The 13,594-nt window shown below is 34.8% G+C and carries 16 protein-coding genes; 8 read left to right on the forward strand and 8 right to left on the reverse strand.

The window, feature by feature from the left end; translation table 11 throughout:
- Nucleotides 1–6 precede the first annotated feature (6 nt).
- From INR75_RS14465 to INR75_RS14475, 3 genes are read right to left on the reverse strand one after another with little or no spacing between them, the layout of a single operon-like run.
- Nucleotides 7–1,098: an endonuclease/exonuclease/phosphatase family protein gene (locus INR75_RS14465; RefSeq protein WP_223089327.1), complete on the reverse strand. Its 1,092-nt coding sequence runs from the start codon at nt 1,096–1,098 to the stop codon at nt 7–9.
- 53 nt (nt 1,099–1,151) lie between these two features.
- Nucleotides 1,152–2,435 (reverse strand): mechanosensitive ion channel family protein, encoded by a 1,284-nt coding sequence (locus INR75_RS14470; RefSeq protein ID WP_223089328.1) that lies wholly within the window; start codon nt 2,433–2,435, stop codon nt 1,152–1,154.
- Nucleotides 2,435–2,719, reverse strand: coding sequence for a DUF3817 domain-containing protein (locus INR75_RS14475; protein WP_092540805.1), 285 nt, complete (start codon nt 2,717–2,719; stop codon nt 2,435–2,437). The genes INR75_RS14470 and INR75_RS14475 overlap by 1 nt, the downstream gene beginning before the upstream one ends.
- A gap of 154 nt (nt 2,720–2,873) precedes the next feature.
- On the opposite strand from INR75_RS14475, the gene galE reads away from it, so the two are divergent.
- Entirely contained in the window at nt 2,874–3,914 is a 1,041-nt protein-coding gene (galE, locus tag INR75_RS14480) for a UDP-glucose 4-epimerase GalE (RefSeq protein ID WP_223089329.1), read from the forward strand.
- A gap of 84 nt (nt 3,915–3,998) precedes the next feature.
- Here the strand turns inward: galE and INR75_RS14485 are convergent, their stop codons facing one another.
- From INR75_RS14485 to INR75_RS14500, 4 genes are all read right to left on the reverse strand, one after another.
- The gene (locus INR75_RS14485) at nt 3,999–4,157 is read right to left on the reverse strand and encodes a YqaE/Pmp3 family membrane protein (protein ID WP_092540809.1); all 159 of its coding nucleotides are present in this window, start codon (nt 4,155–4,157) and stop codon (nt 3,999–4,001) included.
- Between the two features lie 96 nt (nt 4,158–4,253).
- Nucleotides 4,254–5,039 carry a DUF1206 domain-containing protein gene (locus INR75_RS14490; protein ID WP_223089330.1) on the reverse strand — a complete coding sequence of 262 codons (786 nt, stop codon included), beginning with the start codon at nt 5,037–5,039 and terminating at the stop codon, nt 4,254–4,256.
- Between the two features lie 106 nt (nt 5,040–5,145).
- Nucleotides 5,146–5,763: a YqaA family protein gene (locus INR75_RS14495; protein ID WP_223089331.1), complete on the reverse strand. Its 618-nt coding sequence runs from the start codon at nt 5,761–5,763 to the stop codon at nt 5,146–5,148.
- Between the two features lie 72 nt (nt 5,764–5,835).
- Nucleotides 5,836–6,168: a hypothetical protein gene (locus INR75_RS14500; protein WP_223089332.1), complete on the reverse strand. Its 333-nt coding sequence runs from the start codon at nt 6,166–6,168 to the stop codon at nt 5,836–5,838.
- A 270-nt stretch (nt 6,169–6,438) separates the two neighbouring features.
- Here INR75_RS14500 and INR75_RS14505 point away from each other — a divergent pair, with 270 nt between their 5' ends.
- From INR75_RS14505 to INR75_RS14520, 5 genes are all read left to right on the forward strand, one after another.
- Complete coding sequence (locus INR75_RS14505; protein WP_223089333.1) at nt 6,439–7,152, forward strand: SDR family oxidoreductase; 714 nt, start codon at nt 6,439–6,441, stop codon at nt 7,150–7,152.
- An 89-nt stretch (nt 7,153–7,241) separates the two neighbouring features.
- Complete coding sequence (locus INR75_RS14510) at nt 7,242–7,571, forward strand: helix-turn-helix transcriptional regulator (RefSeq protein ID WP_223089334.1); 330 nt, start codon at nt 7,242–7,244, stop codon at nt 7,569–7,571.
- Entirely contained in the window at nt 7,572–7,847 is a 276-nt protein-coding gene (locus INR75_RS20515) for an NAD(P)-binding protein (RefSeq protein WP_255584557.1), read from the forward strand.
- Entirely contained in the window at nt 7,826–8,626 is an 801-nt protein-coding gene (locus INR75_RS14515) for an NAD(P)-binding domain-containing protein (protein WP_255584558.1), read from the forward strand. Before INR75_RS20515 ends, INR75_RS14515 begins: the two co-directional genes overlap by 22 nt.
- Before the next feature lie 156 nt (nt 8,627–8,782).
- A complete protein-coding gene (locus INR75_RS14520; protein ID WP_223089335.1) occupies nt 8,783–9,529 on the forward strand; it encodes an SDR family oxidoreductase in 747 nt (248 codons plus the stop codon).
- Nucleotides 9,530–9,599: 70 nt separating this feature from the next.
- Here INR75_RS14520 and INR75_RS14525 read toward each other — a convergent pair whose 3' ends face one another.
- A complete protein-coding gene (locus INR75_RS14525) occupies nt 9,600–10,595 on the reverse strand; it encodes an NADP-dependent oxidoreductase (RefSeq protein ID WP_223089336.1) in 996 nt (331 codons plus the stop codon).
- 171 nt (nt 10,596–10,766) lie between these two features.
- On the opposite strand from INR75_RS14525, the gene INR75_RS14530 reads away from it, so the two are divergent.
- Together INR75_RS14530 and INR75_RS14535 are read left to right on the forward strand one after the other, a co-directional pair.
- Nucleotides 10,767–13,046, forward strand: a complete 2,280-nt coding sequence (locus tag INR75_RS14530) for an FUSC family membrane protein (RefSeq protein WP_255584559.1) — start codon at nt 10,767–10,769, stop codon at nt 13,044–13,046.
- Between the two features lie 2 nt (nt 13,047–13,048).
- Nucleotides 13,049–13,564, forward strand: coding sequence for a DUF6155 family protein (locus tag INR75_RS14535; RefSeq protein WP_223089337.1), 516 nt, complete (start codon nt 13,049–13,051; stop codon nt 13,562–13,564).
- The last annotated feature ends 30 nt before the right edge of the window (nt 13,565–13,594 follow it).

A 13,594-nucleotide genomic window follows, 5' to 3' on the forward strand; every position in this document is an offset into this window, starting at 1 on the left:
TACTATTTATTTTTCTTCTGATTTTTCCTTGGCTTTCTCGACATCTTCTTCTTTTTCAGCTTCAATTTGTTTTCTGGCATTTTTAAGCTGAGCTTCTGAAGGTCGCTCCGGAATTTGATTTTTGGCCAGGTCTGGCTCCAAAGTGATTTCAGCAAAAGTAGGAAAGTGATCTGAACCTATATCTTTTCCTACTTCTATTCGTTTTACCCTAAATTCTTCCGTAGCAAAAATGTGATCTAAGGGCCAACGCATAATAAAATTTTTAGCGTTGAAAGTATTATAAAACCCGCGACCAATTCTTAGATCTAAAAGGCCACCTATTTTTCTAAACATTGTTACGGTATTAGACCAGGCTACATCGTTAAAATCTCCCATCACAATTACTGGATATTTTGCATCACGAGTTCTAAGTGCGATCTTCATCATTTCAGCATCACGATCTGAAGAACTGGGATTGTGCTGTGGCATAGGAGGCGTAGGATGAATACTATAAAATTGGATCGTGTCGCCACGAAATAGCAATTTCGTATCGATCGAAGGAATACTATCTTCTACCATAAAATGTACTTTTGGATCGACCATTTTTAGCTTAGAGTAAAATAGTTTACCATAAGTATTATCAAATGGAACTTCTTTTTTAAACATATATTTTTCTGAAAGGCTTGGAGATATATCTTCCAACCATTCTAGGTTAGCTTCATCGATAATCAATATATCTGGATCCAAACGTTCTACTTCCTGCAAAATACTTTCGTGATCTTTGTTTTTCTGAAGAACATTAACCGTTAGTAATTTAAGGCTGGGAAATTCTTTTGTACTATCGCCTATTTCAGATTCAGCAAAAGAAGTATATGGATAGATCTTACCAACTTGAACGACTAGACAGGCTATCAACACGGCCACGAAAATATAGTCTTCGATCCATCGAATATTGAATTTTATAAAATAAAGTAGCAAAGCCACACCCGTCAAGATTGTAAGTTGAATATGCGGAAAATCGAATACTCGTATCCACCAATAATCTGCAGCTACAAAAGGGGCAATAGTAAGAACGATGGCAAGAAGGCCAAAAATTTGAAAGAAGCGTCGTAGTTTCATAAACAGCAATTTATACTAAATTGCTGTGCGACTATGTTTAAGTTAGGTTAATTTTACTGATTTAATCCGTACAACTTGGTGATATCGTCACCAGATGGAGATTCAAATAATTGAAGTCCAAAATAAGGAATAGCAGCAATGATATGATCAAAAATATCTGCGGTTATATATTCAAAATTTTCCCAACGTTTATCTCGGCTAAAACACAAGATTTCGATAGGAATTCCTTTATCTGTGGGCGCCTGATGCCTTACAATAATGTAAAGCTCTTTATGGATAGCAGAATGTTCATTTAGATAAGAATCTACGTATTTTCTGAAAATTCCTAAATTGGTTTGATTCCTCCCGTTTAAGGGTAGAGATTTATCTACATTATTTTCTTTATTGTAACTATCGATTTCTTCTTGTCTTGAAATTACATACTTTTTGATCAATGCAATTTTTTTCAGTTTATCAAGATCTTCAGAAGTCATAAATTTTACCGAATTCTGTTTAATATAGACAGATCGCTTGATTCGACGACCTGGAGATTCCTGCATTCCTCGCCAGTTCTGGAAAGATTCAGAAATAAGACTGTAAGTAGGAATGGTTGTAAATGTATTATCCCAGTTTTGTACTCTTACCGTGGCCAGGCTAATTTCAGTTACATTACCATCGGCACCATATCTTTCGAACGTGATCCAGTCGCCAATTCTAACAATATCGTTAACAGCAACCTGAATAGAAGCTACAAAACCTAAAATCGTGTCTTTAAAGACAAGAATTAAAACTGCTGAAGCAGCACCTAAAGAAATAATAAAACTACGAATAGATTCGCCGGTAATTTCAGCAAAAATAAACATGAGCCCAACCACCCAAACCAGGATCATTACTACCTGAATATAACTATCTACAGGCTTATCGTTAAATTGCCTTAAGGTTTTTAAGTAGTTTTTGGAAGTTCTAAGTAAACTTCTAAATATCCAGATCACGAGGATGATCACATAAAGATCAAAAAGTTTATCGAAAATGGCTAATATCGCCGGGTAATCTACAAATATGATGGGCACTAGATAATAAAGTGCCATTAGGGGTAAGATCTGACCAACATACCTTGGAAAATTACTCTGAATCAAAAAATCATCGAAAGTTGTTTTAGTTTTATCTGTAAAGGTTTTAAAAGTCTGAATTACAAAACGCTTTATCAAATAATTAATCCCAATAATAATAAGTATTAGAACAAGAATGTTTAATAACAGGTTGGCATAGTGCGCAAGACTATAATTAACGCCATTTCTTAACAGAAAATCTTCTAATAAACAGGATAGCTGTTTTATGTGTTCATCAAGCTGAATCATTACAGATATTTTCTTTCAACGTAAAAAGGACCAAGTGGCAATACCGAACAAATTACCACAGTAAAAAATTGTTTTAAACTCCAATTTAAAAGCTCATACATATAATAAGCTCCAAAAACATACAAAACAAATAAAATGCCGTGCGCCATGCCCACAATTCGAACCATTTCTGGCATTTCCCAGATATATTTTAAAGGCATGGCAATAAGAAGTAACACCAAAAATGATATTGCCTCTAAAGTGCTAACAATTTTGAATAATTTGACCGATTTTTCTTTTCTCATGCCCAAAAATTTGAATGCAAATATAAGTCTTTGTACTAGAATTTAAGCGCATCAGATATGATAATTCCTTCAAGTTTAAAGAATAATTAAGTAACGAAAAGCACTTCCTTTTTTGTAATTATTTCACTAATTTGCAGATTAATCAACCTGAATTATGAGTGGAAAAATTTTAGTAACCGGCGGTCTTGGCTTTATTGGCTCGCATACTGTGGTTGCTCTCCAACAAAAAGGATATGATGTAGTTATTATCGATAACTTATCCAATTCTTCAATAGACGTTCTAGCCGGGATTACAAGAATCACCGAGAAAACTCCGGAATTTGAAAAGATAGACCTTAGAGAAAAATCCAGCGTTAAAGATTTTTTTGAAAAATATACAGATATAGAGGGTGTAATTCATTTTGCGGCTTCAAAAGCCGTAGGTGAAAGTGTTCAAAATCCTTTACTATACTATGAAAACAACCTTGCTTCTTTAGTTTATTTATTACAGGAACTAAGTAAGAAGGAAAAAGCAAATTTTATTTTTAGTAGTTCCTGTACAGTTTATGGGCAGGCAGATGAATTACCGATCAAAGAAGAATCACCTGTTAAGAAAGCAGAATCTCCTTATGGAAATACAAAACAAATTGGAGAGGAGATCATTATCGATACTTGCAAAGTTGCTGAAGGTTTAAAAGCAATATCGTTACGCTATTTTAATCCAATTGGTGCGCATGATTCGGCTGAGATTGGTGAATTGCCTTTAGGTACTCCTCAAAACCTTGTGCCATTTATCACACAAACAGCAATAGGAAAACGCGAACAACTTTCTGTTTTTGGTGATGATTATCCAACTGAAGATGGCACGTGTATAAGAGATTATATTCATGTAATGGATCTTGCAGAAGCACATGTTGCTGCGCTAACAAGATTATTAGAGAATAAGGATGCGCCGAATTACGAAGTTTTTAACCTGGGAACTGGGAAAGGAAGTTCGGTTTTAGAAGTGGTAAATTCTTTTGAAAGAGCTAGTGGTGAAAAACTAAATTACAAAATGGCACCTCGCAGAGAAGGAGATGTAATTGCTGCATACGCCGATACAACTAAAGCTAATAATATTTTAGGCTGGAAAGCTGAAACTAATCTCGACACCTCTTTGGCCAGCGCCTGGAAATGGGAAAAGAAGGTTAAGGAAAAAGAAACTGAGCAGAGATAGCTTTTATAGACATACTATAACAAAAAAAGTCCGGATGTAATTCAATTAAGAATAAATCCGGACTTTTTAATGTCATCTTTTTAATTATTTGGTTCCGTTCACCAAAAATGCGTGAATAACTCCCGGAATCCATCCGATAATGGTTAGCACGATACTAATCAATAAAGTAGAACCTACACCGTGTTTCATATAAACCGCAAGTGGTGGTAATAAAATATTTAATATGATTGTTAGAATAGACATAATTTAATTTTTTGGTTTAGTTATTAAATTTGAAGCAATGTAAGGTTCTTTTATCAAGTGACTCAATTACTTTTATTTAGTTTAACTCACTTTAACTTAAGCTTTAAACTTTCTGTATTTCGCCATCATAAACATATATATTCCGTAGCATACTAAACCAGCTGCAACAGCGCCTAACAGATATTGGCCGTACGATGAGCTTTGCAAGAAAGAAAAGGCATCAGTAGTACTTTTAATTTCGGAGGTATTAGATTCTATAGCAGCTCTTATAAAAAAGTATCCCAAAATAAAGAATATCACTCCGCGTGCAATCAATCCCATTAATCCTGTGTTCTTAATGGTTTTCCTTCTTTTTTCTTCGGAAATTGATTTGTAGTCGAATTTTGATAGAAAACTTTTAGTGTATGCTTTTTTCAATTGATTGATACCAGCACCAATTACAGCAATTCCAATGCCTGCAAAGATGAATACACCAATTTGGCCAGTCATAAATCCTGGTCTTTGGCTACCACTACCTCCAGAGCTACCACCAGCGTTAATTACTTTCATTAAAGCAGAGATTGCCAATGCCAGATAAATAAGCGCACTTACACCAAAAGCCGCTCTTTTTACTTTCCCTTTTTTATCACTTCCAATATTTTCCGGATCTTGAAAAACCTGTATCGCTCGCCAAATCACATAACACAAAAGACCAATAGCCATAACGATAAGAATCGCATTCCCGTAAGCTTGCTTTTCTAAAAATTCTAAGGCTTGAAATTTACCTGCTTTTTGGCCACCTTCTCCAAGTGCAGCCAGTAATGTAAGAACACCGGTAATGGTATATACCGTTCCTTTTGCAACGTAACCAGTACGTGCAATCTTCTTTAATTTTGAGTCCATTTAATTTAGTTTTTTAGTTGGTAAACCGAAAATACTCTAATTAAAAGGCCTGCTACAAATATTTAGCACAAGTTTAATTACTTATTCTTCAAAATGTTATAAAGCGTTAAACCATTTCAAAAATTACGAGTGCGTACAGGTAAAAACGTACAAACCGAAGTAGTCCGAACATAAGATAGCTGCTAAACGGAAAGTTGATGATCCCTGCAGCGATACTGGTAATAGAAAAAGGGATAGGAAGTAATGCGCCAACTATAATTAAAAATCCACCCCATTTTCGCGTGTTTTTAATGTGCTGTGCTAACTTAACTTCCATTGCTTCATGTACGCTTGGAATTTTAGTAATACCGCGACCAATATGATAGGAAACGATTCCACCAACATAAGAAGCAACGGCTAAAAAAGAAAGATAAAGAATTGGGCTGGCAGATTTACCGGCCCATGCAATAAATAATTCTGGCGGGATTAAACCCAAAAGTGATTCACTGGCAAAAAAGATGCTTAGGATCACGAGTGGCGAATAGGTTTCTGTAACCATAACCAGTGTATCTTCGATATCAAGAACAAAACGATCCAAAGCAAATAAAGCACCAACAAATAATAAAATAGGCACTATAGCTTTTTTTATACTTTTCCATACAAAGCTATAGAAACCAGTGTATTTGTAATATTGATGCATTAAGCGCAGTCTGGATTTTTTTCTAGACTTCGCATCTTTCTTCATCAGCAATCTTTTAAGTAATTTATCTGGGAAATCCAGATCTAAAATAGGCGAGGAGTTCTAACTAATTTAAAATTAGTTCTCTTCAGCATATTCTGTAAAAGCCTCGATATAGTCTCTAAGCTCTATTTCGTTTACCTTATTGGTATGATCTTCCATTAACGATAAAAGATAAGCAAGACTTTCCTGGCCAGTTACTTCGTCCTCTACACGAACTTCCTGGTTTTCTTCATCATCCTCGATAGGATCATCTTCAGGAATAGCGATGTTAAATGACTGATATTCTTCTACGTGCTCAAAAGTTAGTCGAATTACTTTTGCAAGTAAGGGTTGCCCTTCGTCAACTACGTAAGTTCTAAGTTCTTTTAGATCGTTGATCAGCGTATTGGTAATAATACCGTTTCTCATTAAATCACGCTGAATCTTGTTAAGTAGCTTCTGAGCTTTTATGTTTTCTAAAGGTTTCAAATTATCAGTATATTTTAATTGTAGTAGTAAGCTTCTAGTTTTTGCAAAAATACTTTTTTATGCTAGTTCTGAAACTATTTAACATCAAAATTAATAAAGGTTTTAGATTTAAAATTAACAATTAATTACCAATTATAATTTTATACGCCATTTGTACTTTATTAGTTTTAGATTAGAGCAGAAATTTAAAATTGAAAAATAAAAAATACTATGAGTTCTTTAAAAGGAAAAGTTGCATTTATAACTGGCGGAAGTAAAGGTATAGGTTACGGAGTTGCTGAAGCTTTATTAATTCAGGGTTTTAAGGTGGCCATTACAAGCCGTTCTTTAGAAGCTGCTGAAGAAGCTGCGAAAGAATTAGAAGCTAAAGGAGAAATCATCGGGCTAGAGGCTGATGTAAGAAGTTACGAAAGTCAGCAAAAAGCAGTAAAAGCTGCGGTAGATAAATTCGGAAAGATCGATTTATTAGTAGCCAACGCCGGAGTTGGTAAATTTAATTCTATCGAAGATATGACTCCAGAGGAGTGGAATGCTACCATAGAAACCAATCTTACCGGAGTATTTTACAGTGTGAAATCTTCTTTAGCCGAATTAGTAAAAACCGAAGGTTATATTATTACGATCTCTAGTCTTGCAGGTACAAATTTCTTTGCAGGTGGAGCAGCTTATAATGCAAGTAAATTTGGTCTTACCGGTTTTTCTCAGGCGGTTATGTTAGACCTTAGACAAAAAGGAGTAAAAGTAAGCACGATCATGCCAGGATCTGTGGCTACACATTTTAATGGTCATAGACCAAGTGATGAAGATGCATGGAAAATCCAAAAAGAAGATATTGGAGAATTGGTTGTAGATCTTATGAAAATGAATCCTAGAACTCTACCAAGTAAAATTGAGGTGAGACCATCACAACCACCAAAAAAATAATTTTACATCAAGATTATATAAAAGGCCACATAGTTTTGTGGCTTTTTTTAATACTATGAATATCGTAATATTGCAATTAAAATAAGGCTATGGGAGTTACAAAATCAGAAATTTTTAGCGAAAGTCAGAATCAAATTGCTACCGTGGCAAAAGTTTTAGGACATCCGGCAAGAATTGCTATTCTGCAACAGATCATAAAGGCAAAAAGTTGCATTTGTGGTGATCTTGTTTCTGAAATTGGTCTCGCACAGCCTACAATTTCACAACATCTTCGCGAGTTAAAGAATATTGGCATCATTAAAGGTGATATTGAAGGAACAAGGGTGTGTTATTGTATCGACGAAAAAAAATGGGACGAGATTCGTGATTTATTAGCGACATTTTTTCAGCAGGATATCTGCGGAAAGGGCTGTTGTTAGATGATTTATGATGTAATTATTGTTGGTGGCGGCCAAAGTGCACTGGCCTGCGCTTATTATCTTCGAAGAAGTTCGCTGAAATATCTCATTTTAGATGCAAACAAGCATTGCGGAGGTTCCTGGAGCCAAAATTGGGATAATTTAGACCTATTTTCTGCAGCACAGCATAGTTCGCTACCCGGTTGGTTAATGCCGAAGACCAAAAATGAATACCCAACTAAAGAAGAGGCGATAGATTATTATGTAAGTATGAAATGCGTTATGATTTCCCTATAAGAAGGGAGATCAGAATAACCAATATTGAAAAAGATTCTGATTTTTTTCTTCTGAAGAGTAATCACGAAAACTTCAAAGCGAAAGCTATAATTGCGGCTACCGGGACACAATCTAAACCTATAATTCCTGAAGTTAAAGGAAAAAATACCTTTAAAGGTAAACAACTTCATTCTTCAGAATATCAAAAAGCTGAAGATTTCAACAATAAAAAAGTTTTGGTGGTAGGTGAAGGGAACAGTGGTGCTCAAATCTTGGCACAAGTTTCAAAAGTGGCCAAAACGACATGGGCTGTAAAAAATAAGCCCGAATTTTTACCTGATGATGTAGATGGTAAGGATCTTTTCGATCAGGCTTCTGCTAAATACAAAGCCAAACAGCAGGGAAAAGAATATAAGCCTAAAAACTACAATATTGGTAGTATTGTAATGGTTCCGCAGGTAAAAGAAGCCAGGGATCGCGGAGTTTATGCTGAATTTAATGCCATCGACACTATTACTGAAACTGGCGTAAAATGGAGTGATGGAAAACATGAAGAATTCGACGTAATTATTTGGTGCACAGGATTTGGCTACGCAACAGATTATTTAAAGAATCTAACTGAAATTCAACAAGACGGGAAAATATCTACCAATGGAACTTCAGCCAAGAATGTTGATGGCTTATGGTTGGTAGGATTTGGACAATGGACGGGTTTTGCTTCAGCGACTTTGATTGGTGTTGGGCGTTCAGCTAGAAAAACGGTTTCAGAAATTAAAGAATACCTTATAACTTCAGAATAAAGGAATTTAAACAATAAATTTTGGATTTCTTCAACAAGATTAAAATTCTTAACAAGCTTTGTTCAGCAGCGTTAAATCTCCGCTAAAACTAATGCTCATTTTTGGGCTAAAGAATAGTTGTGATTATATTCAATGTGAACCAAATAAAAACATGTTATGAATATTGAAGGAAAAACAGTGATCATTACCGGAGCTTCTAGTGGAATAGGAGAGGCCACCGCGAAAAAATTAGCAAAAGAAGGTGCTAATGTTGTGATCTCTGCTCGAAGAGAAGAGCGCTTAAAATCACTAAAAGAAGATATCGAAAAAGATGGCGGTAAAGCCCTTGTGGTAATCGCTGATGTGACCAAGAAAGAAGATTTTGAAAAGATCGTAAGCGAAACCAAAAGTGAATATGGAAGTATCGACGCTTTAGTGAACAATGCCGGATTAATGCCACTTTCTTATGTGAAAAACCTACATACAGACGAGTGGAATACTATGGTAGATGTTAATATTAAGGGAGTTTTAAACGGAGTTGCTGCGGTTTTACCAACTATGAAAGAGCAAAAATCTGGTCACATCATTAATATTTCTTCTTCTGCAGGAAATAAGATCTATCCAGGAGGAGCGGTTTACTGTGCGACCAAAGCAGCAGTAAAAATGTTTACTGAAGGTTTAAGAATGGAGCTTGCACCAAACTTTGGAATAAAAGCTACTTCTATCGAACCAGGAGCGGTGGCTACAGAGCTTACCGATACGATCACCGATGAAGAAATTAAAGAAGGCTTTGTATCAAGTCTAGAAAATCTTACTCCGCTTGAATCTGAAGATATTGCTGAAGCAATTTATTATGCACTTTCACAACCAGGAAGAGCAAATATCAATGAAGTTTATGTAATGCCAACAGCGCAAGAACAATAAATTATAAGTTGAAATTATATAAAAAAGCCTCCAAGAAATTGGAGGCTTTTTTATTTAAAATAAGTTTCTTTTAGACTTCGACTAGCATTTTACCGGTATTTTTACCCTCAAAGATTTCGATAAATGCTTTTGGAACATTTTCGAAACCTTCACGTTTTGTTTCATCGAATTTTAGCTTATCATCTGCCAGCCAGCTTCCTAATTGTTTAATAGCATCCTGAAATTCATCCACATGATCTCTAACGATAAATCCCTGCATCAAAGCACGTTTTTTTACCATAATTCCTTCTAAGCGCATTCCGGTAGGAACTTCCTCCTTATTATAAATCGAAATGGCTCCGCAGTTAATGATTCTTGCAAAATCATTGATGTTCTGCATCGCCGAATCTAAGATTTCGCCTCCAACATTATCAAAATAAACATCTACACCATCTGGACAATTTTCTGAAATGGCTTTAGTCATATCCTCTGTAGTTTTATAATTGATACCGGCATCAAATCCAAAATCATCTTTAATGTGCGCTATTTTTTCATCGGTTCCCGCTATTCCCACTACACGACAACCTTTAATTTTCCCGATCTGCCCAACAATACTTCCTACAGCACCGGCAGCACCAGAAACTAAAAGCGTTTCACCTTTTTTTAATTTACCGATATTCTCTAATGCTAAATATGCGGTTAGTCCTGTTAAGCCTAAAACTCCGAGATAAGCTGAAAGTGGGACATTTTTATTTGTGATCTTGTTTAAACCTTCACCGTTGTGTTTTTGAAATTGCTTCCAATCTAACATTCCGCTTACATGATCTCCTTGCTGAAAATCGTCATTTTTCGATTCAATTATTTCAGCAACAAGCATAGAAGACAATGGTTCATCTAACTTAAACGGTGGTATATACGAGTCTTCATCTCTCATTCTCCCGCGTAAATAGGGATCTACAGAAATGTATTTAGATTTTAGAAGAATTTCTCCATTGTTTAACTCTGGTTTTTCCTCTGTTATAAATTCAAAATTATTTTCTTCAGGTTTTCCTGAAGGGCGTTCTTTTAATGTGATTACCTTATTCATAATTCATAATATCATTTTTTATGAAATTAATTCAATCTAAAATCAACACCAAAATGGTCATCATAATTTATCCTTAATTGATATTTTCTTTAAACTATTTCAGTCCTTAAGCGAGTAGATGTAAATGAGTTTAGCTTCTAATTAACATTTACAAAACTTAATTTGGTAACTTTGCACAAAGGCAAACTTCATAGAATAATCGCATTGGTAAAACAACTTTCTGAGTATTGGTATTCGATCACAAAATTCTTACGTAGTACAGATTTTACAAAGGCTTTGATCTTAACTATTAGCATAGGATCGGCGATAGGAATTTTTAATGCTCTTGGTTTTTCTAATATTGGTGTGCCACTTGCCGTTGGTTGTCTTCTTACCGCACCTAGTGATACTATTGGCACTTTAAAACATAAGATTGTGGGAGTTATTACCGCTGCATTTTTAGCCGGTTTCACATCTATGGTCATTGGTTACGCCTCAACAAATATCTACGTAACCATTCCTGTTGTAGGAATTATGGTTTTTGCTATTTCGTATCTCGCCGTTTATGGTTTTAGAGCTTCGATGGTGGCTTTTGCCGGTTTAATGGCGGTCGTACTAAGTTTTGCAAATGTAGATACCTCGATGCCACTATGGCAACATGCTTTATTGATTTCGGCTGGTGGATTATGGTATTTATCTTTAAGCCTTATCTGGCATTTTATAAATCCTAAGCATGAAACAGAGCAATTATTGGCGGAGTGTTTAGAACTTACCGGGGAATATTTACAAATTAGATCACAATTAGTTTTAAATGTAGAAGGTAGAGACGATTTACAAAGTCAGCTTTTTGATCTGCAAAATGATCTAAACCAAAAACATGAAAGTTTACGTGAAGTTCTTATAAGCTCGAGAAAATCATCTGGAAACTCTAATTACGCCCGTAAGCGTTTATTGGTTTTTATAGAATTGGTCGATATTCTGGAACTTGGTATGGCTAATCCTGTAAATTATGAGCGTATGGATCAGCTTTTTAAAGAGGATAAAGAGTTTTTAAAGATCTTTAGCGATGTAACGCATTATTTGGGAGTACAACTTATTGCAATTTCTAAATCTATAGAAAGTAAAAAACCGGTTCCGGAGAATAAAATTTCAGAATATATAGAAAAGGCTCGCGATACCGTAAATCGATATCGTGATCAAATCGATCTTTCAGAAAAAAGAGAGCATATTTTAATGCTTCATAATTTATTTGATTACCAGGAAAGGCAATCCCATAAGATCAATACCATATTTGGGGTAGTAAATAATCTAAAGCAGGGAAACACCATTTTTATGAAGCATAAAGAAGTGGTGAAGTTTATTACTCCGCAAGAATATTCTTTTAAAACGCTGAAAGAAAATTTCAATTTTGGATCTACTATTTTTAGACATGCTTTAAGATTAGCTATCGTTGTTTTATTTGGCTTTTCTATTGGTGCTTTTTACTCGATACAAAATGCCTATTGGATCCTTTTAACCATCGTGGTGATCATGAGACCAAATTACGGACTCACAAAATCGAGAACCAAAGAACGAATTATAGGAACTTTAATAGGCGGTGTAATTGCTATCATTATCGTGTTTATTACTCAAAACACTTACGTTTATGGCACTTTAGGCTTATTGTCGCTTACCATGGCTTTTTCTTTAATTCAGCGAAATTATAGAACTGCTGCTGTGTTTATTACTTTAAGTATCATCTTTATTTATGCACTTCTTAAACCCGATGTTATTAAGGTGATCGAGTTTCGTATAATAGACACTTTTGTTGGAGCAATATTGGCTGCTTTAGGCAATCTTTTTTTATGGCCGGCCTGGGAAGCTGGAAATATTAGAAACATTATTGCAACAAGTATTGCTGCAAACCGCGAATTTTTCTTAGAAATAGATAAATTTTACCATAAAAAAGGAGATTTACCCACTAGCTATAAACTGGCACGTAAAAAAGCCTTTCTTGAAATGGGGAATTTAAGTGCGGCATTTCAGCGGATGACGCAAGAACCAAAATCGAAACAAAAAGATCTAGGATTGATTTATAGATTAGTAAGTTTAAACCAGACATTTTTAAGTGCGTTAGCTTCGATGGGAACTTACATAAGAAATCATAATACAACAGATGCTTCACAGGATTTTGAAGTATTTGTAAAACAAGTGCTGCACAGTCTAAATAATGCTGAAGAAGGTTTACTTGCCCAGGCCGAGCAGAAAAAAACTAATGTTGCATTGCTGAAAGAAGCAAAATCGAGATTAGACGAAAAATATGAAGAATTAGTAAAGATAAGAAACCAGGAAATTGCTGATGGTAAACAACTTGCCGACCACGAAATGCGATTACAGCTTCAGGAAGCACAATTAATCACCAATCAATTACAATGGTTATTAGATATTTCAAAAAATATACGAAAAACCGTTTTTAAAACGACTTCGATCTAAATATGAGTAAACGCGCGCTAAAAAAATACCTTAAGGAACTTGATAAAGAAGATCTTGAAGAACAAATTATCGATCTCTATGAACGTTTAGATGAAGTAAAGGTATTTTATAATTTTGTATTTAATCCAAACGAAAGAAAACTTATAGAAAATGCGAAAGTGAAGATAGGGAAGGAGTATTTTCCTGAAAACAGAAGAAAACGTCCTAAAGCGCGACGTTCAGTTGCTCAAAAACTAATCAAGCATTTTAAAAAGTTAGGTGTAGATCCAATAAAAACGGCAGATTTGATGCTTTATAATATTGAGATCGCACAAACTTATGCTGAAGATCGCTCTAATATCAAAGAAGCTTTCTATAAATCGATGTATAAATCTTACGAAGAAGCTGTAAAATTTATATTGCATAATGGTCTCACAAATGAGTTCGAAGAACGAATTATAAAAATAGCCCTACATACTGAAACTCAAGATTGGCCAAATTCATATTTATTTTTAAAAATTTCTTCTCAATTTGATTAACTTTAAAATCTAAATATTACTTTTAGCTTT

This window comes from Zunongwangia sp. SCSIO 43204, from assembly GCF_019904275.1.
Lineage (GTDB): Bacteria > Bacteroidota > Bacteroidia > Flavobacteriales > Flavobacteriaceae > Zunongwangia > Zunongwangia mangrovi.